A 22,418-nucleotide genomic window follows, 5' to 3' on the forward strand; every position below is an offset into this window, starting at 1 on the left:
ACAGATGGAGAGCCGGATACATTGAGAGATGTAAGTCCGGTTCGGAGAGGAACATTTGGAAACCTATCACAGGAATGTAATAAGGCGCTGGATGTTTACTCTACACATATGTTTCCAAAGTTTTAAAATATTACAAAGATTTAGGTTGTGTAGCAAATGGAGATGGAGAATGGATTTCTGATAAAGGTTGGAAATGGCCAACGAAATCAGGGCGTATTACAGGTACATTTGATGAAATTCATAATAACAAACCGCATAATGCTGTAGATATTGGAGCCATGACCGCTGGAAAACCGGGAGACCCTGTATGGTCGATGGAAGCAGGAATAGTTACAGCTCAAACAGGATATGTAAACTACGGTGGTCTAGGTGTCTATATTGACCATGGAAATGGCATTTTATCCCGTTATTTACACTTGAGTAAGATTTCAGTTACTCCAGGAACTATGGTAACAAAAGGACAAATTATCGGGGAAATGGGTGGTTCTAACTATGTTGGTGGTGTTCTGAACATGCTTGGATACGCTGTCCATTTAGATTTCCAAATTCGTATAAACGATCAACCGATGGATCCAATGAAGTTCTTTAAGAAAAATGATGATCCAGGATTATCATCTGGTGGTTCTCCTACCATGACAAATGCTAAACGACAAAAGGTACTGGAAGAAGCGAAAAAATGGCTAGGGCAAGGAAAAGTCAGATATGTATTAGGAGACCGTAATCCACCAGGTGGCTCTTCAGATTGCTCAGGATTTACGCAGTATGTCTTTAGAACAAGCATAGGTGTACAACTTGGAGATTGGACAGGTGCTCAAGTCGGACAAGGTAAACAAGTACCAGATATCAATCATGCACAACCAGGGGATCTTATTTTCTATGAAAACCCAGGGCACGTTGCAATTTATATGGGGAATCAAAGAATGATTCATATTGGTGATAATAAAGGTGTACAAATTACAGGTCTAAACTATACGGCAAGAGGTCAACATATGACGCAAATTCGTAATGTTATAGACTGATTTGGGATGTGAAGAAATGAAGAAAGTCATGAATGTGTTAGCGAATCTGCCTCGTAAGTACTTAGTTATATTGGGGATTATTGTGTTGGTAGTAGGCGTTGCTACTTATAATACTATTCATCGTTACATGATGAAATCTCAAGTACAAGAGGAAGAGCAAGTCAATCAAGATGAAATCGAGATGCTTGGAGATAAGCCAAAGGGATTTGATACAAAGGAAGAGGAATATATCGCAAAGACAAAAACTGTAGAGGATTTACTACGAAAAATTTCTAATAGTAGTTATGATGTTCCGTATTTGTTTACAAAGGCTGGATTTGGTATTGAACCAATGAAGATGACAAGTAATGAGCGTATGCTGGCTACAGAAGCTGTTCAAAGGTATTTTCTAAATGGAGATAAGTTTTACAATGCGCGTATTACCAAAATTGATCGTGGGAAAAAAGTAGATACGTTTCATATTGAAGTTTTAATTCAACAGGTAAACTTCTTAGAACCACGACAATTTAAAGTGCAGGTAAACAAATATGCTCAAATTGTAACACCAATTGAACAAATTCCACATGGACAAGAAGAAGTACCTGTGGATTAAGAAGAAAGTGAGGGTTGTGGAGAAAAACACAACCCTTTTATAAAAAAATAAAGAGTACCTAAAATTATTTATTGAATATTCATAATTTTCTGATATAATAAAACCATGGTTAAATGAAATTTGTATATAACACTAAAATGATATGAATATGGAGGAATACAAATGAGAATGTTAATTGGAACAGCTGCGAATTTTGTTTCGGGGTATTATATAGGACGAAATTCTGGATTATTAGGAACGTTGCTTGGCTGGGCTTTTCTGTTGGGTGGTGGCTATCTGTTAATAGAAAATTGGGATAGTATCACAGTATGGATGCATAGTTTGAATATTGTACAAGGACTAGATGGTTACGAAGACATGAGCAATGGCTTTATTTTTATCTGCTTGGTAGTAAGTGGCTTTATTCTCATCTTGTTGTCACCAATTTTCGTTATATTATTAGTAATTTGTTTCGTATTAATGAATATTGTAGCTTGTACACTTGTTTTATTAACATCACCAAGTACTTACATAAAGAAGAAAGATAAGGAGAGTGAATGGGAATGAGTACAATTCTAGTTTTAGGTGGATCAAATGGAAGAACGTTAGAGAAGTTGGCCAAAAAAAGAGACTGCCAGGTTATTTTCCATGATGGGAAAAATCACGGAGGCGTAAAGAAAACCTTTCGAAGTGTTGTAAAAAAATGTGATGTTATTGTCATTCAAAAAGGTGCATGTGGCCATGTATCTATTGATGTAGCAAAAGAGTACGCAAAGAAGTATGATGTCCCACTATTATTTAATTCGGGATTTGGTGGAACTGGTGCGCTTGAAATGGGATTAAAGCATTTGAAGGTTGCATGAGATTTGATACATATCTATGGAATTATAATTGTTAAATCAATATATATCATTTATAAAGAGGGTGGAGGAAGATAGTGTTTAAAGATATATATGTATTATTTCCACCAGAAGGGAAAGAAAGCATCGAATTTCAATTCTTTTTAGATATAGAGGGAGAGAAGTTTTACGAATTTTATAAAGAAAAATATAAGGACCCTATGTCCGATATATCTGTATATTTTCCAATGTTTCAAAATACGTATGAATCCTATTTAGAGGGATTTTTGTACCCGTATATAAGTAGCTTTAAAGAAATCCGATTAGGACGGGATACATGGGAAAATGAAGGTATTTGGTTTGGTATTCATCAGGACGGAAGGGAACTGGGGATTCTTTTGCCTAGAGTAGATTTTACTTATTATAAAGGAGCTTTATCCTACAAAAATTGGAGAACAAAATAACTGTACAAAGTCTTTATTTACATACAAAAAGGAGAAATGAGAATGACACAAACAGCAGCATATCGTTATACAGTTCCGTCAGTAGATGGAGAAGGATGGGGGGTATTTTTATACGATCAATCCGGAGTTTTTACAGCTGTTACAGACTTCGGTAACTTTGCTCATTGGTTTTCATTAGGAAGAAACAAAAGTATAGAAGAATACTTAATTAGCCGAAGACCGGATCAGATACTTTGCAAAATTGCAAAAGAAGATGTGGTTGATATTGAAGGAACCATTACTTATATCAAAAAGAATTTGCTATATGATCGTAGAGAAGGGCGCTTTACAGAAGATGATGCAAGGACAGAATGGAAGCTTATTGAGGAATTACAGGTAGATTTGGAAGAGTACTCAAATGAAGTAGCATTTCAATATTGGTACGACAAAACAAAGATACAATTTGACGACGGTTTTTTTCAGTACAAATATCCAAGTGCAGCTGTTCGATTTTCAAATGAAACATTTGTGAGGTTTCAAGAGAAATTGAAGGTGGAATTAAAAGAGGTGCAAGCATGAAGCCAACATTTGAAATGATAAAAGATGAACGTGGTGGAGTGGAAATGACTTATACAACAAGTGGAGGTAAGCAATGCTCTACTTACTTTACCGGTCCTCCAGAAGATATAGATCACGTTTGCTTGGATTATATGAAGGGACGTTTTACAAATGTTAGAACAAAGAAGCAAGTTGATTTCATAAAACGTAGATATAAAGAAGCATATCAAACGGTATTTGGTGTGATGGACGGATTAAAGGTAGGCGACAAGGTAGTAATGCACACTTGCTTAGAGTCAAAGCGTTATGACGGAAAAGTATGGACTTGTAGGACAGATCAGTTTACAGCAGAGAGTGGCACGCAAGTGGTTTTTCTAGAAGAGTTTAGAGGGTACTTTGCAGTTAAGTTTTTACAACGAATTAGTTTGTTAGAAAACTATGCAGAATAATTATGTGGGAGCGATTAGTAGCTGAAATGCTAGTTATCTAGCATTTTGTGCTTATTGTTGCTGTAATGAGTGGTATCGAAAAGATAAAGAAAGTGGAGGATGGAATTAAGAATATGAGTAGTGGTATTAAATATAAATCGGGTTTCGTCATTTTGATTTATTTTGTTATGACACAATTTGTAGGGATAATAGGTGTACTATTGCTAGCAAAGACAGGTTGGTATGATATTCAGGGAAACCAACAGCAAGCAATTCAACAACTTCTTGTGCATTGGGAACTAATTGGTTTTTCACTTATGCTGATAATCATTTTTCTTATATATAGAAAAGAATTAATAAAAGATCCAAAGTTATCGATTAAATTATCAAGAAAATCATTCATATGGATTTTAGTTGGGATCATATTCGTATTTTTTGCGCAGGTGGTTGGTAGTGTATTAGATAAAAGTGTATTTCAGCTAACTACGCAATCAGCAAATACGTCTAATACAGTCGCTGCTGCTGCAATATCTCCAGTGGCACTTATTTCAATTGTTCTTCTTGCACCGTTAGTAGAAGAGTTTGTTTTTCGTTATGCGGCCATAAACATTTTAATGTCCAAGTTTAAGCAAACTTGGAGCATACTAATAAGCGCATTGTTCTTTTCTATTATGCATTTTGATTTTCCATTTGTATTTGGATATTTTTTAATTGGTTTTATACTAGCTGTAGTATATGTGCGTACTAATAGGCTACTAGTATCATTTGTTGTTCATGCTAGTATGAACTTAATTGTTGTTATACTCCAAATTTCTTGATGAAAAAGTAGTGGATTCGCGCATCTTACTAGTGATTTAGTTTTTTATGTTTATGAATTCTAAAATTATGGTAAGATTAATAAGACTACATTTGAAAATGTGGGTTCAAGTTGCTGTATTGACTGAATTGCACCAAAAAAACCAATTCCATTACACGGGAATTGGTTTTTTTGGTGTGTGTTGTTAGCATAATTATTGACGGCCTAAAGGAGATTTGTTTCTTTGTAGTTTAGTATAACTTAGATAAAAAGAAAATTCAAAAACAAAATGATGAATCTTTACATATTTTTAAATTACAACACAAAAATGTAAAGATATGGTTTATAATAAGTGGTGAAACACTCTCCTATGTTTCTAGTGACTGTATTTTTTATCTGTTTTTGGTGCGAAATCTGTTGATAGATTTTGCACTTTTTTATTTATTGTTTAATAGGATCAGAATGCTGGTGGGATTCGTACAAGATATAGGAGTCCGGCCAGCATTTTGGAAAAACCCCACGCTAAGAGCCATACAAGATTTTATGCGAAAAATCGGGAGACATAGGGAACTATAGGGAACTATAGGGAAGTCAAAAGACGCGCCAGAATAGGAATGTATAAAAAGATGTATAGATTCATAGAAAAAGAAAAAGGTGAATGCCTTGTGAGAATTGAGGGATGTCTTTTTCCTTGCTACTGATAATGAGACGTTATGTTAACTTAACCTGTATAGAATATTCATTAACCCAAAGTAATTAAAATATGCTTTGGGTTTTGTATTTTCCAAGATAAGGTGTAAATATATCTTTACATTCATACTGTTTTTATATAATCTATTAGTAAAGATATCTTTACATTGTAGGTGAAATGATGGCTGTAAAAAATAAAATTAAGGAACTACGGGTACAACATGAAATTACACAAGTACAGATGGCAAAGGACTTACAAGTTACAAGACAAACGATTGTAGCCATTGAAAACAATCACTATAATCCAAGTTTAGAATTAGCATTGAAAATAGCTCATTACTTTGATCAAAAAATGGAAGACATTTTTACACTTGAATAATCTTGAAATAAAGGAGCAAAAGAATAATGTGGATACAAAAGCAAGACGAAATGGAAAAACATCTTGTAGCAAAAGCCAGTAAAAATGCGTTCATGGTCTATACTGTTTTATTACTCATTTGGTCGTTATACGATAATTTTAGAAATGGTCATTTAGGAAATGCTTTTTTCATTTTATCAGTAGGAAATGCAGTGTATTTTTGGACACTCGTTGTACAAAAAAGAAAAATAGAACGCTTTGAAGAAACAGATGACTCTGATACAACAATAAAATTTGTAAAAAGAAACAAACATTTTATTATATGGGCAGTTATCTTAATCGTTCTAACTGTTATTGGATTACTTACAAAGTAAAAGGAAAAAGTAACTTCCGAGAATAGGACGTTATGTCAACCTTGCATGAATAGAATATACATTAAAAACAAACCCCTTTTCTTTGATAAAATAAAGTGAAGGAGATGAAAACATGATAATATCTGCAATGGTTGCCGTAGGAGAAAATAATGTAATTGGTAAAAATAACGATATTCCCTGGAGACTTCCTAATGATTGGGCATACTTAAGACGAATTACTATGGGACACTCTATCATTCTAGGAAGAAAAAATTATGAATCGATAGGAAAACCTTTAGATGGACGTAAAAATATTATCTTAACAAAAAATAAAAACTATAAGGCCGAGGGCTGTCATATAGCTTATTCGATTGAAGATGCCCTTTCTAAATGTGAAGGGGAAGAAGTATTTATCCTTGGAGGAGAAGAAATCTATCAACAATTTCTTCCTTACACTCAAAAACTATATATAACCAAGATTCATTCTACATTTGAAGGAGATCGTTACTTCCCAGAAATTGATTTCTCTTTATGGAACGAGATATATACTGAAAAAGGAATTCAAAATGATAAAAACCCATATGAGTACTACTTTCATGTATTTGAGAAAATGAGAATATAATAGAACTTCTCATAACGAAAATTATATGAAAACCAAAGCCCCTCAGTTAAACAAACTGGGGGACTTTTAATAGTTTTCTAAATACATTGAATCCCGATAATGAGACGTTATGTTAACTTTACATGTATAGAATATACATGGTGTTATACAGTATTCCTTCTGATAAAATGAAATTAAAAGGAGACAAAGATTTTGAAAAAGAATTTGATACTGATTTTTTGTCTATCTATTTTATTCATATTGTCTGCTTGTCAAAAAGAATACAATGGAAAATATGTAAAATGGGGCGACACTATAGAAACTGTTAACACAGAAAGGCTAGAAAGAAATAACATTCCATATAAAGTAGAGGGCAATAAAGTATATATTCCAGAAGATGCATTTGATGATGCTATAGTGTGTTGTTCTTAGTAAGTGTTTTCTATGAATAGGTAACAGTAAAACTCCAACATAGGGGTAGCTTAGCGTTGTAAATCTGCATTTTCGGGACTGAACTCCTTAATCAACTTCCAATAACGAGAATTAGGGGTCACCATATCATTTTGGGAAAATTGTACGCTAAGGGATACCAAACCTTATCATTACAGCATTTTTCAGGTGAATACATGTTCAGAAAAAGGGGTACCGCCAGCATTTCGGAAAAAAACCACGCTAAGCAAAAAATAAAATTGACATATGTCATGTGGCGATAACTCTTTTAGCACTCTCGGTCATTTCATTATTAAATGCAACAAGTTTGCGCTTTCCTTTCCTAAACACAAAACACAGAAGAAAAAGCCTCAAATAACTGAGGCTTTTTTGTGTAACTATTAGTTTATAACGCTACCTTCATAATAGCCTGCCCCATTTGACTGTATAGATTTCAGGTACCATTTAATTTTGCCGTGGCACGTATACTCCGTAAAGCTTTCGGCGAAGCTACTACCAAATTTCGGGACAGTGCGTGCATATTTACCGTTACCGATGTATTCAGGACATGGAAGTGCTGTTGCAACTTTTGCAGGTGCTGGTGTGTCCATTACGCTAGCTGACGCAGAGCCAATCCCTCCCGTTAGTGCGATACCTGTTACCAATGCCCCAATTGCGAACTTCTTGAACATAAAAAATTCCCCCTTAATGGTTTTATATGGTACAGATACACTGTAACACCTTTTACAGTAATGTAAATATAAAGAAATTATAGAAATATTTATTTGTTTATTGGGAATATTAGGGATTTTATTTCTCAAGAGAAAAATAGAGGGAGAGGCTTCAATATTATTTGTAAGCTCTAAAGTGTCACCATATCATTCTGGGAAAATTGTACGCTAAGGGATACCAAACCTTAGCGTTACAGCCTTTTTAGAAATAACTACATGTTCAGAAAGATAAAAGCCTAAGCTTAATTGAACATTGATTTATTTACACACTTTATGGACATGATTATAGCTAGAAAACGTTAATATTATTAAGTTTTATCCTCTGTTCATAAACATAAGGTTTTCTGGACAGATGTCTCATAACGTACAGGAAACGCTGTTAAGAGATAATAAAGTTGTTTAATTTACAATAAAGTCCTTTGAAAATAATAAAGTTGTTTAATTCTTATTGAATTAACGGTGCAGGATAGTTGAATAAGGATGATGATATACTTAAGGGGGAATTTACTTTATTTTATAATTTATGAGGTGGAAAATGGACTCTTTAGAATTAAACAAATCTAAATATATTGTCTCTAATATCAAAGGAATTTTGCATAAAAAGCTTATTCTTGATAAACCGTTAACTAAAGATGAGGTAAAAAAATTAAACCTAGTTAATCCCCCTGTATACGAAAATGAGAAGTATCTCATTCAAAAACGGTGGTTTTATAGTATTAATATCGGAGAATGGGAAGATGTGGAGATTATTATTCAGGGGAATAATGAAAATCCCGATATGGAGATTATCGAAATGGCAGAAAAAACATTCGATGAACTCCATCTACATATAAGCTGTGCATTAAAATATTTACAGAAATTCTTCCCTAATCAAGAAATGAAGAACTACTATCTATCCACAATATTTTTTGGAAAGATGGTTAATTTTGACGATTATATATTTTCTGGGTTTAGTTTAGCTTTTATTTATGATGGTCACTTTGAGTTTCAGTATAAAGTAAAATTTAAAAACGATGGATGGCCTATTGGTTTTGAAGGTGGGCCACTTTAATAATAATAGATAATTTTTTCTTATTAAACTAACGGGTGCTTTAGTTGAACAAGATATAAACAACTTTATTATTAATTTTTGTCTACAAGCACATTTAAATGGTTAGAAATTAAACAACTTTAAAGAGCCTTACTACAATATGATTTGTAGCCAGGCTCTTATATTTTTAGATCAGAATTAAATAACTTTATTATCACTTTACAAACGCTTAAAATGTATCCAAATTGTGTCTAAACGTACAATTTTCCCGAAATGGTATGGTGAGGCCAATTATGTAAATGAGCTGTCCATATGGACAGCTCATTGTATTTTTTGCTTAGTGTGGTTTTTTCCGAAATGCTGGCGATACCCCTTGTAAACTCCTTTTCTCCATACCCACTCGATAGGACCATAACGGAAATATTTACTCCAAATTTTGCTGAATAGTATTTGTACAAATATAGTTAAAAGCCCGAACATACATAGTTGCCAGTAATATACGTGTGAGACATCTTTAAAGTACAACGAAAGAATGACAAGCGTAAGTATGCTTTGAGTGATGTAATTCGTTAAAGCATACTGGCCAACGTTCATAAAGGGGTGCAGGCATTCTATATATTTTTTATTCTCACAAACTCTCAGTAGAGTACAAATATAGAATATAGCTAGCATTTTCCCTCCAAATAGAATCCATAGTTGTACATCCTGAGAGTAATAGACATCTGTTTTTATAAAGTAGTAGATAATAGGATAAGAGAAAAGGCATGAAATACATAACGAACTCCACTGTAAAAATCTAATTTTCTTTATTAATTCCGGTACTCTTTTAAAAATATTTTTCTTACCAGCCCATAATCCTATTAAAAATAAGCCTATATATTCCGGAATTCCTATTAATAGTTGCTGGAATTCCTGAGTCATTAGAAAGAAAAGACGTGCTTTTACTTGATGAGAATAATGTATAAATAGATTTACAGTGTGATTGGTAGTGTTACCTGTGAACATATATTGATAGTAATTTGGTACTTCAGGAATAGAAGAACTTGCTCGTAAAAATACAATAATATGTAATACATAACTAACCGTTAGGAAACTACAACCAGTTATAAAAATAAGCTTAGTAGATCGCTTATAAAAGAATAATAGAATAAATCCAGCTATAGCATACGCATGTAGAATATCTCCATACCATAGAAAGGTGAAGTGGAGTAAACCGAAGACTAGTAAAATACATAGTCTCCGGGTAAATAGCTTATACATAGGATATCCTTTTGCTTCTGTATTTTTCATAAAGATATAAAATCCTACTCCAAATAAGAATGCGAAAATAGTGTAGAACTTTGCTTGTATAAACAAATCTACTAAAAAACGAATCGTTTTATCTGTACCGGTGTAACCTGCCTGATTAAAGGGATCTAGTCCCGTCATAGTTGGTAGATTCGCAAATAGGATACATAGTATGGCGATACCTCTTATTATGTCTAAAGAATGAATACGGGCGTTTTGTTGCATGTTAATTCTCCTTTCTTACAAAGAAAAACGAGCACTATACTAGCTAGCGCTCGAATTACGTCTTGCAAAGAATCCATCATATGTAGCAGCTGAAACGGCTCCTTCTAGACGTTCAACTTCTTCACCTCTGTTATAAGCTACAACAACTGGAGTACCTGGAATGTCGAACTCTTGAAAGGCACTTTGATTTTCTGGTGTAGAGATATCAATACGATAAATGGTTCTATCATGCTTTTTCGACATACTATTGATGTCTGGCGCAGCCTTTTTACAATAATGACAGGTTGGTTGATAGTAATACGCAATGAATTCTTCATGGGATTGTATTTTTTGCTTTAATTCATCTTTTGAAATATCTTTTATAATCTCAGGTGATACTTTTGCGTCTGCAGCATATACAATTGTTTTTTCTGGTGTTATAGTTTCTGTTTGGACTGATTCATTCTTAGTTAAAGTAAAAATCGCAATACAAGCAACACATAAAGTTGTGATAACGGCTCCGATTTTATAGACTTTTTTCATAGTAAATTCCTCCTTAAAATAAAAAAGGACAAACCTCGCCCGAGTTAACAGGGCGTAAGGTTTGTCCTTCACGCTACGTACAATAGAGTATAAACAATGGAAACAAATTTTCTATCTATATAATACCATAATATTTATATAGAATGCTATAAGAGTTTTAAAAGAAAAACAAAGGAACAACTTAATCGTAAAATTTCATGTACCATATTACATATTAAAAACAATAAACAGCACAACAAGGGGATTCTCTGTGGTGTATCCAACTGATAGGGACATCCAATAAGCATAAAATCATTCAACAAACACATCTCAAAAAGTGTGTGTACTTATGAAGTGTGTCTTAAGTACATTTTGATACCTTTTGAAGTAGTTTAAGCTGCATAGAATATACTATATCTAAAAGTGTACCTTTTGTTGCGTACGTTTTCTTTAAAATGTTGGCCGTACGCCTAATAAAAAAGAATGCACATTAAATGGAAGAAGGTTGTATTTCCTTTCGGCAAGGGTTTAAAGAATTTCTTATAATGATGCTCTGTTTTTGATTCATTATGTTTCTCATGTATGGTGAAAGCCTGTTACAATAGTAAAGAATAACTTGGTTACAAATTGATAATGAAATGGGGAAATATGCTGGATGAAAGCAACCGGAGTAACTAGAAAAGTGGATGAATTAGGGCGTATAGTAATTCCAAAGGAACTTAGAAATACGCTTGGGATTAAAGAAAAATCACCATTAGAGATTTTTGTAGAAGGGGAAGACATCATTTTACAGAAGTATCAGCCTGGTGCTGTTTGTGTATTAACAGGAGAAGTGTCAAATCGTAACATAGCATTAGCAAATGGTAAGATCACATTAAGCCCAGAAGGTGCAGAACTATTAATAAAAGAAATAGAAAAGTATCTTGTAAAATAAGTGCTCCTTTCAAGGGGCTTTTTTAGTAAAGATATTTAAAATTTCACGTACCTTGATATTTAATAAAAAACAAGATACATAATCAATAGTCTACATTGAATCTTATGTTGAACTCATCTGCTAAATGGAGTCCCTTCTCTTTTGTCCAGAATCCTGTAGACGTTTTTTTTTAATTCCCACTCTTTAAAACGATTTGGATATAATTCATTCAACATATGATAAGGACGACTACCCAAAAATTATAGCGCATTTAACATAGCAAATGGACTTGATTTCCATAACTTTATACAAGGAGTTTGGAGTCGATGTTTTAACAACCATTTTTGTGAATATACATCTATTAACTCTTCACGAGACAAGTAAACGGACCTTTGTTTAATACTTAAATTATCATTCCGATTTTTACCACAAATTCTTTTTAATTGTATAGCAGGTGAGAATTTTCTGTACTTATTTCGTTTTAGCTTCCATACTTTATGTATGTAGTGCATTCTTATCAATTTTCCCCATTACTTTAACTCGTAGGGGCATTAACTTTAGAACTCTACTAATGGATAAGCAAGTTAATAATTATACTTGAAAATGGAGTGATACGATGAATAGGACGTATGATGTCATCATTACCGGTGCAAGATGTGCTGGCTCTACCCTTGCAATTTATCTTGCTAAGGCAGGTTTCCATGTGTTGTTAGTGGACCGAGCGAATTTTCCAAGGGACACATTATCAACCCATACCTTTTTCAATAATACTGTCGCTCTTCTTCGAGAAACCGGTGTCCTGGACAAGTTATTGGAAACAAAAGCACCGCCGGTACGGGATATTAAATTTCAATTTGAGGATACCGTGATAGAAGGTCTCATCCCTGAGGTTTACGGAGAGGAAAGTTGTTATTGTATTAGAAGAACTTATCTCGATCATATTCTACTTGAACAAGCCAAATCCCAAATGAATGTAACTGTTTTAGAAGGATTTCGTGTGACGGATGTCATCCGTGATGACGAAACAGTGATAGGCGTGAGAGGTTTAGACGGCGACAACGAGAAACAAGAATTTTTAGCTCGCCTGGTAGTCGGGGCAGACGCCCGATCCTCTATTATTCGCAAGCTGGTAAAAAGTGAACTCAAAATAAGTATTCCGGCAACAGTCGGCATCTATTTCGGGTATTTCTCTGGATTTCGCCACGATAATGTCCCTAAATTTGAAATATACAAGATAAAAGATAACACAGCCATTCTCTTTCCGACGAATGATGATTTATATGTAATTGTCGGCATTTTCCCATTAGAAAATAAGGAATTGATAGAACGGTTGAAATTAAATCCGGAAAGCTGTCTACGCAATTTCTTTACAGATAACTTTCCGAATACAACAATTGGGGCGCGCTTGAAAAATGCAGAACTAGTAGAACCGGTCAAAGGCATTCTCGGATATGATAATTACTGGTATAAAGGAATGGGAAAAGGATGGGCGTTGGTTGGAGATGCAGTTTGTTTTAAAGATCCTGGCATGGCGCAGGGTATCCATGATGCTATATGTGGAGCACGTATATTATCCAATATTCTATCAAAATATAAGGGACAATCCGATCAATCAAATCAAATGTCTGAAGAATATCAAAAGGCAATAGAAGATGAGTTTATGGTTCGGTTTCACATGGGATGCCAAATTTCGAAGAATGAACGCATATCTGAACAACAGGATGCTGTCAACAAGCTAATCAGTTCCCATCCAGAGGCTATAGAGAAGTTTTTAGGGATTTACAATTATGCAAACGAGCCCGCTGCTTTAGAAAAAGAACTCGCACGAATTATGCAATCGATCTAGCAATGATTTTAGAGATTAAGTAATTTAAGTACAAAAATAATTCACTATGAACCTCCCCCACTTACTCGCTTCCGCTTGAAGTGGGGATTTCTTAGCATCAACAAAGACAAGGTCCCATGAGAAGCGGATTTTCCATCTCCTCTCTGCACCTATGCAGGGACTCCTTTTCTTCATTTGACTAAGCAACTTCTGCACATGCAGAAGGGTGGGACCACACCGTCTACTACTTTTTGCTTACGCAATCCACAAATACTTTCTCTTCGTTTCTTCCGGGATATGACACATCTTTCCGTACAGTTCTTTTACCAAAATGTTGCGGGCACCGTGAATGTCCCAGTGTTCTTCGTAGCCGCACACACAAACGTAGTTACGTGTCCGCACTTTCTTCTTTGGCAACAAGGGCATGTTTGAGAAGTGTATGCTTCGTCTACGAGAAACAATAGAGGTACCTTTAGCAATCTAACCTATTTCGATGCTGGAGCCAGAGTGACTTCGGGTGATGCTACAAAAGCCCTCAATAACCACCGTTTGGTAAATATTGTATCTGCGACCCATTTTTACACGTATCTCGGCTGAACCCCTATAGGGGTAGCTTCAGGAAAATGCAGATGCTTTGTGGGACTGTTTAACTGGATTTATCATTTTAGCCAAGAAGACTCCTTCCTCAAGGAGCGTGAAGGGGCACAGCCCAGTGAGTAGGTGGGAGATGAATTGGCTTCGAACAAGGGATGGCAGGAAGCCATCTTAATTGTTCGACATACAGAAAGTGTTACTCCACTACCTATCGAATGTATGTTTGGTATATAATAGTCATATACCGAAATGGAGGTGAATCAAATAATGATGAATAAAGCCTATAAGTTTCGTATCTATCCAAATCAGGCACAAGCAATTTTAATCAATAAAACGATTGGGTGTTCTCGCTTTGTATTCAATCATTTCCTATCCTTATGGGATCAAGCATACAAAGAGACAGGAAAAGGCTTGACCTCTGGTACATGCTCTGCCAAACTACCTGCCATGAAGAAAGAGCTTGTTTGGCTCAAAGAAGTGGATAGTATTGCGATTCAGTCGTCTATTCGCAACCTTGCGGATGCTTATACACGCTTTTTTAAAAAACAAAACAGCGCACCGCGCTTTAAATCTAAGAAGAACAACGTACAATCTTATACCACAAAACAAACAAACGAAAACATTGCCGTTGTAGGGAACAAAATAAAGTTGCCGAAACTAGGTCTTGTTCGATTTGCCAAAAGTCGTGAAATAACGGGACGTATTGTAAATGCTACAGTTAGACGAAACCCTTCTGGTAGATATTTTGTGTCACTATTAGTTGAAACAGAAGTACAAGAACTTCCGAAAACACATTCTTACATAGGAATAGATGTAGGACTAAAAGATTTCGCTATTTTGTCAGATGGAAAACTCTATGAAAACCCGAAGTTTTTCCAATCATTAGAAGATAAGTTGGCGAAAGCACAGCGTGTCCTTTCTAGAAGAATGAAAGGATCTTCTCGTTGGAATAAACAACGAGTAAAAGTAGCTAGAATTCATGAATACATATCAAATGCTAGAAAAGATTACTTAGACAAAATCTCAACTGAAATCATCAAAAACCACGATGTTATCGGTATAGAGGATTTGCAAGTATCCAATATGTTAAAGAATCATAAGTTAGCAAAAGTAATTAGTGAGGTATCTTGGTCACAATTTCGATCCATGTTGGAATACAAAGCAAAATGGTATGGCAAACAAGTCATTGTCGTATCGAAAACATTTGCTTCTAGCCAATTATGTTCTTGTTGTGGATATCAAAATAAAGACGTTAAAAATCTAAACCTACGTGAATGGGACTGTCCTTCTTGTTGTACACACCATGATAGGGATATTAACGCAAGTATCAATCTAAAGAATGAAGCGATAAAGCTTCTAACCGCAAGGACTGCGGGGTTAGCTTAATCAATTAGAGTTCGATAGAACTCTTTACTTAGGAATCCCTCACTTCTAAACGAAGTGAAAGTGGGGGTAGTTCAAAGGTCTTCCTATAACAATAGAATGGGAATTTTTCGAGAGTACTCAAAAAATGTTAGGACCTTATGCGGATTTAATTTTAAAAATATTTCAAGATGCACAAAATGAAATGCCAGGTAAGTTCTATATTGTTGTAAAATAATTAAAAGGATCTTAGGTAAAAATAAAAACCGTGGAAATATTTAATTTCTACGGTTTTTATTGTATCAATTAGGTTTTCTTTCATAGTGGCCCCCTCATACCTCGAATCGTTTCCGTACGCCTACAATGTAAAACCAGAATCAATAACAAAAAAGCCATGCAAATGCATGACTTTGATTAATCAATATGTATCTCTGTTAAATCAAGACATTACAATTCTACGGGCACCGTATATACCTTCCCTAAGTTTCGTTAATAACATCGAATACAAACAAAAAGGTATATAGCTATAATTGATGAGAGGTCTGCTGAATAAACAGACCTTTTCATTTGAATTCCGCAAAAAATTTTGTGTCTATAATTCCAAAAGCGACTTTACAGGGGAATGGATTTTTTCCTTCTGAAGCAGCATGCAAGAAATCACCCAATATTCAAGTTCTAACGGTAAGCGGTATATTTGAAGGCTACCATCATTGTTTTTTGCTGTTACGATCGGTGCATTTACCCTGGTTGTAGCAAAACCATCCGTTGTTATCATTGCTACTGCATCATTAGCTTGAAAACCAGCGTTTAACACCTCATAAATGATCCCATCTTTCTTATTAATAATCATAGGTATATTTAGAATGGGATATCTATTAATATTATTATGAATAATTGCTCCTGCGGCGTTCTTTCTTAACTGATTTCCTTGCATTTTTACACTCCTTTTTAATAATCCAAACGTGATTACATTAATTCATTCTATTTTACATCTATTATATTAGAAAATTGTAGTTTTATCTTATTATAAAAAGCATCCGTACATATAACAGCTCTATTTGAAGGATCGATATCAACAACGGTCATATAACTAGTGAGTAAATAACCATCCTCATAATATGTAATCATTATTTCCTCTTCAGATACTAAGGAACATAATAGCATGTTTTCAATTCGTTCTTTTTCCTCAGTTGTTAAGATCGGACGGGTTACTTTGTTTTGTTCCTTAATCATTTCACGTATCCCATCAAATTGAGATGTTAATGCAGCGAACGGAGTCCACTTGACCATTTTTCTTCCTTTTGGCATATTAGCGTTATTCATGATTTGTGTCCCCCAATTAGTGTATTTCTGTATCTAGCTGTGGCGCTATGCGTGTAGGAAATTCCCCGCAATATACTGTTCTTCCCAAACTTTGTGCGTATTTCATCCATTACTTTTGTTAATTTTACTTCTTGTTCCCGCTGCGTTATGTTATCAAAAAGAGAAATTTGTTCTTCTCCTTCTTGAAGGAGGTTTGTTAAGGATATGTTTATGCTGCGAATGGGTTCTCCAGTATATTGCTGATGTAAAAAGTATGTACAGATCTTATAAATATCCATTGTTAGGTTAGTTGGACGACTTAAAGTATGTGTTTTTCTAATACCACCGTTATAAGTCTTGCTATAACCGACTGAAAAATGAACGGTTTGAGCAAGCTTATTTTGTCTTCTAAGCCGATAACAAACTTCTTCAATATGTTCCAGTAGAATAATCGGAAATTCCTCTATTGTGTAATCGCGCATGAGTATTTGGCTTTTGCCAACAGAAGTTGTGGCAGGAACATATTTTTCTGAAATGCGACTAAAGTCAATTCCGTAGCTATGTAAGTGTAATTCTTCTCCAATCTTACCGAAGCTCTGTTTTAAGTATTTAAGAGGGTAATTGGCTAAATCTCCTATAGAATGTATTCCTTTTCGATTCAACTTTTCTTCCGTTTTGTACGAAATGCCCCAAAATGTATTGAGCGGTCGTATGCTCCATAATTTTGTTGGGACATCTTCATATTTCCAATAAGCGATGCCGTTTTGATTCTTCTTTGCTTCAATATCTAAAGCTACTTTGCTCATTAAAGGGTTAGGGCCAATTCCTATTGTGCATTCGATCCGTGTTTTCGCATATATTTCATTTTTAAATTTCAATGCGAATTCATAGGGATCGTTAGCAAATAAATGAATACTATCCGTAATATCCATGAAGAACTCGTCGATGGAATATTGGTGAAAATCCTCAATAGGAACGTACTGTAAAGCTAGCTTTGTTATGTAATTGGAGCAATTTATGTAAGTACCCATAATTGGATTGACAACAAGAATGTCTTTTCTGCGAGGAATCTCGTATAATCTGGCCATCCTTTTTACACCTAATGCTTTTAATGGTGAAGTGGCAGCTAGAACAATTGAACCGTTTCTATTTACATCACCGACTACTGCCAATTTTGTATACATAGGATCTAACCCCATTTTGATGCAACTTACTGAAGCGTAAAAGCTTCGTAAATCCACACATAAGATGATTCTATTCGGTAAGATAGAATAGTCATACACTGTTATTCCTCCTTAAATAAAAAAGAACGTTTGTTCTTATTATATACGAACTTGTGTTCTTTTATAAAGGGTTTTTTGTTTGAAAATATTTTTTTGCATAAAGAAAAGACACTCGTATACGAGTGTCTTTCAGATATTCTGTAAATCATGTAATTCAAAATAGCCTAAATCTCTAATATACAAGTCTTTTGGTCGAATGGTTTGTAGGCTTGTTGAACCAAAGGTTTTATCATTTTCTCTTCCTTCTCCTACATAAACGTGCAGGAAATTCCCACTCAATAAGTCATACTCTAATTGAATTTTAACTCCTGCCGTATGGATACTTCCCCCCGCGCCTTGATAATGTAAAGAAAACTTATCTGGAAACTGAAATGTTGTAGACTCTAGAATCCGAATGTGCTTAAAGGTCGTGGTATATTGATGAATTATTTCTTGTGTTGAATGAATTCTTTGAGTTAGAAGGTTAGCTAGAACTTGTTCAAGAAACTTGTACTGCGGAAGCATTAAATCGTTGGTTAAGCCCTTCATGGCTGATAAGAACAACTGTAGATACTTCAAGACAGCTACATAATTGTGTGAGTGATGTACTTACAACCTGTAGGTTAAGCCTTACATATAAAGCAACTAATTCCTTTACTTGATATTTACTCTTTCGATGAACAAATCCCATTTCTTTAGCTAAGTGCTCTAGAACATAGGAACACATATGTCGTTGTAATTCTTCAGCAATTAGTTGAAGTTCTTCAAGAATCGGAAAATCCATAATAAAACTCCATCCTTTCCTATAATTCTACAGAAAGATTAGCATATTTCTTCATTTTAGGAAGGGACCTTGTTTTGTTAGGTTGATATGGATAGGACGGGACCTCCTTCTAGTTTTGGATACTCATTTGCTTTATCTATTGTAAATAATTTTGAGTCTGATGGATCTCTTATTCTTGGCGTAAAATTAAATCCTAATAAATGAGTAAATCCGAAAATCTATTTTGTGTAACCGACTGTGTCTATATACAGCAATATGACTTTACTTGGTGTAATAGGTATGATAGGCTCGTTATTCAGAAAAGATTCCAATTGAAAAAAAGCACATCCATAGAGGAGGATTGGTAACCATGAGTGATAAAGTACTTATTGTGGAAGATGAACGCGAAATTGCGGATTTGGTTGAGCTATATTTGAAAAACGAGAATTATACGGTTTTCAAATACTATACCGCCAAAGAAGCATTGGAATGTATAGATAAGAATGTGCTTGACCTTGCAATATTGGATATCATGCTTCCCGACGTAAGTGGTCTCACTATCTGTCAAAAAATAAGGGACAAGCACACCTATCCAATTATCATGTTGACGGCGAAAGATACGGAAGTAGATAAAATTACAGGCCTAACAATTGGTGCGGACGATTATATTACAAAACCCTTTCGCCCACTAGAGTTAATTGCGCGAGTCAAGGCGCAGTTACGCCGATATAAAAAATACAATGGAGTAACGGCACAGAACGAGAATGTTATCGTTCACTCTGGTCTTGTCATTAATATAAGCACGCATGAGTGTTCTCTGAACGAGAAGCCGTTATCTCTCACTCCCACCGAGTTTTCAATCCTGCGTATCCTCTGTGAAAACAAGGGGAATGTGGTTAGCTCTGAACAGCTGTTTCATGAGATATGGGGTGACGAATATTTCAGCAAGAGCAATAACACTATCACCGTGCATATCCGACATCTGCGAGAAAAGATGAATGACACGGTTGATAATCCGAAGTATATAAAAACGGTATGGGGGATCGGCTATAAAATTGAAAAATAAAAATAAGAATAAAAAAATCGATTATTCAAAATTAAAACGAAAACTCTACCAATATATCCTTACGATTGTCATGGCAGCAGTTGTATTTGTGCTGTTTGTGCGTCTATTTATCCAAGGGACACTGGGGGAGTGGATCGTACGTTTTTTGGAAAACAGTTATCATTTAGAGCGTTGGGACGCAATGATAATATATCAGTATACTATACGGAACAATATAGAAATTTTTATTTATGTGGCGGTTGCCATTAGTATTCTGATTCTATGCCGAGTTATGCTTTTAAAATTTGTAAAATACTTTGAAGAGATAAATAACGGTATTGATATACTTATTCAGAACGAAGATAAACAAATTGAGCTTTCTGCGGAAATGGAGTTCATGGAACAGAAGCTCAACACATTAAAGCGAACCCTTGAAAAGCGAGAGCATGATGCAAAGGTGGCCGAACAAAGGAAAAATGAAGTTGTTATGTACTTGGCACACGATATTAAAACACCCCTTACATCAGTTATCGGTTATCTGATCCTGCTTGACGAGGCACCAGACATGCCAAGAGAGCAAAAGGCAAAGTACGTGCATATCACGTTAGACAAAGCGTATCGCCTGGAACAGCTAATCGACGAGTTTTTTGAGATTACGCGATATAACCTTCAAACGATTACGCTCACGAAAAAGCACATAGACCTATACTATATGCTGGTGCAAATGACTGATGAATTTTATCCCCAGCTTGCTGCGAAGGGGAAACAGGTGGTACTCCATGCTTCTGAAGATTTGACCGTATTTGGTGACCCTGATAAGCTAGCGAGGGTCTTTAACAATATTTTGAAAAATGCCGCTGCATACAGCGAGAACGACAGTGTAATTGACATTACGGCGGGCCTCTCCGAGGATGTGGTATCCATCGTTTTCGAGAACGTCGGAAACATCCCGAAAGATAAACTCGCTACCATATTTGAAAAGTTTTACAGATTGGATGATGCCCGTTCTTCTGATACGGGCGGCGCGGGACTTGGATTGGCGATTGCAAAAGAAATCATTGTTCAGCATGGCGGACAAATTTACGCGGAAAGTAATGATAACTCTACGACGTTCACGGTAGAGCTTCCAGCCTTCCAAGGCTTGGTTGATAAAGGGAATTCTTAGAAAATAATCATTGTTTCTTAAGAAAATCTTAAGATCATCTCTACTTTTTCTTAGGAAATTAACAATTTAATATTAAAAAATGGCTCGTTCTTATGCGGTAGACTTAAACCATAAGAACGAGCTTTTTTGTTTCGTCAAAGAAAGATATGATAATTTATGCGTGATTAAAATAGCTCACATGTTTAGAGAAAGAGTGACATAAATATTTTTTCCTTTTAGCGAATTGTGTCAAATGAGCAATCGGCTGTTTTGGATGTTCCTCAACACACCATTGAGCAGAGCATCCACATATAGCATCGCTTTGCAGAAAGTAATCGTTAAGAGTTACATATCCGAAATCTTCAGCGCTTAATCAGCGTTTCATTATCATCAAGTTACTTACTTAAGGAGGAAGCTGAAAAGGAAGAAGTGGTGTTTTTTATTGTTATTTTGCTTAGGTTTTGCTTTCATGAATACAGCATTGTTTTTTCAGAATAAAGTAGAGGTTCAAAAATATGATCAAAATCACAAAGATAACATAGATAATACAGGGACTACCTCAATTATTCAAAAGAAAGAGATTGTAAAAGAACACATCTATCAAGGGAATCTGCTCTTAATTAACAGTAAATATCCTATGCGCCAAGAGAGTGTGAAATCAGATATCGAAAACTTATCTAAACATAATGAATTGATAAACAGATACGGGTTGCTTAATACAAATATTTATTTATCAAAAGAAATAGTAAAAAATTTTTCAGAGATGATTAATAATGTTGTAAAGGAAGGCGTTAATCAATTGTTAATTAATAGTGGTTAATGTGACTTTGATGAGCAAAGTGGAGTTTACCATGAGATGGGGGCTGATTATGCCTTACCAGCAGGTTATAGTGAACATAATTCAGGTTTATCACTTGATATAGGATCAGGCTTAACGCAAATGGACCGAGCACTTGAAGGGAAGTGGATAGAAAAAAATGCTTGGAAATACGGCTTTATCTTACGCTATCCCTCGGATAAAACGGATGTTACAGGTATTCAATATGAACCTTGGCATATTCGCTATGCCGGTTTGCCTCACAGTACGATTATGCAAAAAATGAATTTAGCCTTGGAAGAATACCTGGATTATTTAAAAGAAGAAGAGAGCATTTCAGCAAGTATTGAGGGGGGAAAATATACGATGTCATATTATCCCTTTTTTCAAAGCAAAACAATTGACGTTGAAATACCATTGAACGAATTTTGTGAAATACCTGTAAAAGATATGGGTGGGGTGATTATGACCACCCGTTCTTGAATTATATTCTAAAATGACAAAGTTATAGATTACAATGTAAAGTTAGGAG

At 35.0% G+C, this 22,418-nt stretch carries 24 protein-coding genes and 5 pseudogenes; 20 read left to right on the plus strand and 9 right to left on the minus strand.

The features are described 5' to 3' along the window. Positions 1 to 101: 101 nt before the first annotated feature. The 12 genes and pseudogenes from ACTFO4_RS28205 to ACTFO4_RS28260 all read left to right on the plus strand — a co-directional run. Positions 102 to 1,019: pseudogene (locus ACTFO4_RS28205) on the plus strand (peptidoglycan DD-metalloendopeptidase family protein); the annotation flags it as partial. Positions 1,020 to 1,035: 16 nt separating this feature from the next. Further along, positions 1,036 to 1,611 carry a hypothetical protein gene (locus ACTFO4_RS28210; RefSeq protein ID WP_000757469.1) on the plus strand — a complete coding sequence of 192 codons (576 nt, stop codon included), beginning with the start codon at positions 1,036 to 1,038 and terminating at the stop codon, positions 1,609 to 1,611. A 162-nt stretch (positions 1,612 to 1,773) separates the two neighbouring features. Continuing rightward, positions 1,774 to 2,157 (plus strand): hypothetical protein, encoded by a 384-nt coding sequence (locus ACTFO4_RS28215; protein WP_001242521.1) that lies wholly within the window; start codon positions 1,774 to 1,776, stop codon positions 2,155 to 2,157. Next, positions 2,148 to 2,453 carry a DUF2325 domain-containing protein gene (locus ACTFO4_RS28220; protein ID WP_440014581.1) on the plus strand — a complete coding sequence of 102 codons (306 nt, stop codon included), beginning with the start codon at positions 2,148 to 2,150 and terminating at the stop codon, positions 2,451 to 2,453. The genes ACTFO4_RS28215 and ACTFO4_RS28220 overlap by 10 nt, the downstream gene beginning before the upstream one ends. Before the next feature lie 74 nt (positions 2,454 to 2,527). After that, positions 2,528 to 2,893 (plus strand): hypothetical protein, encoded by a 366-nt coding sequence (locus ACTFO4_RS28225; protein ID WP_440014580.1) that lies wholly within the window; start codon positions 2,528 to 2,530, stop codon positions 2,891 to 2,893. Positions 2,894 to 2,935: 42 nt separating this feature from the next. Further along, positions 2,936 to 3,451: a hypothetical protein gene (locus ACTFO4_RS28230; protein ID WP_095022078.1), complete on the plus strand. Its 516-nt coding sequence runs from the start codon at positions 2,936 to 2,938 to the stop codon at positions 3,449 to 3,451. Then, positions 3,448 to 3,879 (plus strand): hypothetical protein, encoded by a 432-nt coding sequence (locus ACTFO4_RS28235; RefSeq protein WP_440014579.1) that lies wholly within the window; start codon positions 3,448 to 3,450, stop codon positions 3,877 to 3,879. Before ACTFO4_RS28230 ends, ACTFO4_RS28235 begins: the two co-directional genes overlap by 4 nt. 113 nt (positions 3,880 to 3,992) lie before the next feature. Then, complete coding sequence (locus ACTFO4_RS28240; protein ID WP_440014578.1) at positions 3,993 to 4,676, plus strand: lysostaphin resistance A-like protein; 684 nt, start codon at positions 3,993 to 3,995, stop codon at positions 4,674 to 4,676. A gap of 849 nt (positions 4,677 to 5,525) precedes the next feature. Continuing rightward, complete coding sequence (locus ACTFO4_RS28245) at positions 5,526 to 5,723, plus strand: helix-turn-helix transcriptional regulator (protein WP_440014577.1); 198 nt, start codon at positions 5,526 to 5,528, stop codon at positions 5,721 to 5,723. A gap of 26 nt (positions 5,724 to 5,749) precedes the next feature. Continuing rightward, positions 5,750 to 6,076 (plus strand): hypothetical protein, encoded by a 327-nt coding sequence (locus ACTFO4_RS28250; RefSeq protein ID WP_440014576.1) that lies wholly within the window; start codon positions 5,750 to 5,752, stop codon positions 6,074 to 6,076. A gap of 112 nt (positions 6,077 to 6,188) precedes the next feature. Continuing rightward, a complete protein-coding gene (locus tag ACTFO4_RS28255; RefSeq protein WP_440014575.1) occupies positions 6,189 to 6,677 on the plus strand; it encodes a dihydrofolate reductase in 489 nt (162 codons plus the stop codon). 192 nt (positions 6,678 to 6,869) lie between these two features. Further along, a complete protein-coding gene (locus ACTFO4_RS28260; protein ID WP_098481650.1) occupies positions 6,870 to 7,088 on the plus strand; it encodes a hypothetical protein in 219 nt (72 codons plus the stop codon). A 398-nt stretch (positions 7,089 to 7,486) separates the two neighbouring features. Here the strand turns inward: ACTFO4_RS28260 and ACTFO4_RS28265 are convergent, their stop codons facing one another. Next, positions 7,487 to 7,777 (minus strand): hypothetical protein, encoded by a 291-nt coding sequence (locus tag ACTFO4_RS28265; RefSeq protein WP_061185019.1) that lies wholly within the window; start codon positions 7,775 to 7,777, stop codon positions 7,487 to 7,489. Between the two features lie 574 nt (positions 7,778 to 8,351). Here ACTFO4_RS28265 and ACTFO4_RS28270 point away from each other — a divergent pair. Then, positions 8,352 to 8,867: a hypothetical protein gene (locus ACTFO4_RS28270; RefSeq protein ID WP_440014574.1), complete on the plus strand. Its 516-nt coding sequence runs from the start codon at positions 8,352 to 8,354 to the stop codon at positions 8,865 to 8,867. Positions 8,868 to 9,167: 300 nt separating this feature from the next. Here ACTFO4_RS28270 and ACTFO4_RS28275 read toward each other — a convergent pair whose 3' ends face one another. Both ACTFO4_RS28275 and ACTFO4_RS28280 read right to left on the minus strand, forming a co-directional pair. Further along, on the minus strand, positions 9,168 to 10,358 hold the full coding sequence (locus tag ACTFO4_RS28275) for a DUF418 domain-containing protein (protein ID WP_440014573.1): 1,191 nt from the start codon (positions 10,356 to 10,358) through the stop codon (positions 9,168 to 9,170). A gap of 39 nt (positions 10,359 to 10,397) precedes the next feature. Beyond that, positions 10,398 to 10,880, minus strand: coding sequence for a thioredoxin family protein (locus ACTFO4_RS28280; RefSeq protein WP_000758638.1), 483 nt, complete (start codon positions 10,878 to 10,880; stop codon positions 10,398 to 10,400). A gap of 634 nt (positions 10,881 to 11,514) precedes the next feature. Here ACTFO4_RS28280 and ACTFO4_RS28285 point away from each other — a divergent pair. Continuing rightward, positions 11,515 to 11,793, plus strand: a complete 279-nt coding sequence (locus ACTFO4_RS28285) for an AbrB/MazE/SpoVT family DNA-binding domain-containing protein (protein WP_000648341.1) — start codon at positions 11,515 to 11,517, stop codon at positions 11,791 to 11,793. Between the two features lie 595 nt (positions 11,794 to 12,388). After that, positions 12,389 to 13,618: an NAD(P)/FAD-dependent oxidoreductase gene (locus tag ACTFO4_RS28290; RefSeq protein WP_440014572.1), complete on the plus strand. Its 1,230-nt coding sequence runs from the start codon at positions 12,389 to 12,391 to the stop codon at positions 13,616 to 13,618. A gap of 302 nt (positions 13,619 to 13,920) precedes the next feature. Here ACTFO4_RS28290 and ACTFO4_RS28295 read toward each other — a convergent pair whose 3' ends face one another. After that, positions 13,921 to 14,076, minus strand: coding sequence for a zinc ribbon domain-containing protein (locus ACTFO4_RS28295; RefSeq protein WP_119782053.1), 156 nt, complete (start codon positions 14,074 to 14,076; stop codon positions 13,921 to 13,923). Positions 14,077 to 14,458: 382 nt separating this feature from the next. On the opposite strand from ACTFO4_RS28295, the gene tnpB reads away from it, so the two are divergent. Both tnpB and ACTFO4_RS28305 read left to right on the plus strand, forming a co-directional pair. Further along, positions 14,459 to 15,577 carry an IS200/IS605 family element RNA-guided endonuclease TnpB gene (gene tnpB, locus ACTFO4_RS28300; protein ID WP_440014571.1) on the plus strand — a complete coding sequence of 373 codons (1,119 nt, stop codon included), beginning with the start codon at positions 14,459 to 14,461 and terminating at the stop codon, positions 15,575 to 15,577. A 79-nt stretch (positions 15,578 to 15,656) separates the two neighbouring features. Continuing rightward, positions 15,657 to 15,791, plus strand: a pseudogene (locus ACTFO4_RS28305) (barstar family protein); the annotation flags it as partial. 325 nt (positions 15,792 to 16,116) lie between these two features. Here the strand turns inward: ACTFO4_RS28305 and ACTFO4_RS28310 are convergent. The 5 genes and pseudogenes from ACTFO4_RS28310 to ACTFO4_RS28330 all read right to left on the minus strand — a co-directional run bounded on the left by ACTFO4_RS28310 (position 16,117) and on the right by ACTFO4_RS28330 (position 19,119). Beyond that, a pseudogene (locus ACTFO4_RS28310) lies at positions 16,117 to 16,487 on the minus strand (hypothetical protein). 47 nt (positions 16,488 to 16,534) lie between these two features. Continuing rightward, positions 16,535 to 16,876, minus strand: coding sequence for a YolD-like family protein (locus ACTFO4_RS28315; RefSeq protein ID WP_001057821.1), 342 nt, complete (start codon positions 16,874 to 16,876; stop codon positions 16,535 to 16,537). Beyond that, positions 16,873 to 18,138 (minus strand): Y-family DNA polymerase, encoded by a 1,266-nt coding sequence (locus tag ACTFO4_RS28320; RefSeq protein ID WP_076775690.1) that lies wholly within the window; start codon positions 18,136 to 18,138, stop codon positions 16,873 to 16,875. The genes ACTFO4_RS28315 and ACTFO4_RS28320 overlap by 4 nt, the downstream gene beginning before the upstream one ends. A gap of 132 nt (positions 18,139 to 18,270) precedes the next feature. After that, positions 18,271 to 18,901, minus strand: a pseudogene (locus ACTFO4_RS28325) (IS4 family transposase); the annotation flags it as partial. Positions 18,902 to 18,978: 77 nt separating this feature from the next. Further along, on the minus strand, positions 18,979 to 19,119 hold the full coding sequence (locus ACTFO4_RS28330) for a Tn3 family transposase (RefSeq protein WP_130067921.1): 141 nt from the start codon (positions 19,117 to 19,119) through the stop codon (positions 18,979 to 18,981). 131 nt (positions 19,120 to 19,250) lie between these two features. Here ACTFO4_RS28330 and vanR-A point away from each other — a divergent pair, with 131 nt between their 5' ends. The 3 genes and pseudogenes from vanR-A (at position 19,251) to vanY (ending at position 22,369) form a co-directional block, all read left to right on the plus strand. Then, complete coding sequence (gene vanR-A / locus ACTFO4_RS28335; RefSeq protein ID WP_001281108.1) at positions 19,251 to 19,946, plus strand: vancomycin resistance response regulator transcription factor VanR-A; 696 nt, start codon at positions 19,251 to 19,253, stop codon at positions 19,944 to 19,946. After that, positions 19,936 to 21,090, plus strand: coding sequence for a vancomycin resistance histidine kinase VanS (gene vanS, locus ACTFO4_RS28340; protein ID WP_000791890.1), 1,155 nt, complete (start codon positions 19,936 to 19,938; stop codon positions 21,088 to 21,090). Before vanR-A ends, vanS begins: the two co-directional genes overlap by 11 nt. 394 nt (positions 21,091 to 21,484) lie before the next feature. After that, positions 21,485 to 22,369 (plus strand): annotated as a pseudogene (gene vanY / locus ACTFO4_RS28345) (VanY-A/VanY-F/VanY-M family D-Ala-D-Ala carboxypeptidase). Positions 22,370 to 22,418 lie beyond the last annotated feature (49 nt).

The sequence above is a fragment of the Bacillus cereus group sp. MYBKT14-1 genome (assembly GCF_051915185.1).
Taxonomy (GTDB): domain Bacteria; phylum Bacillota; class Bacilli; order Bacillales; family Bacillaceae_G; genus Bacillus_A; species Bacillus_A cereus.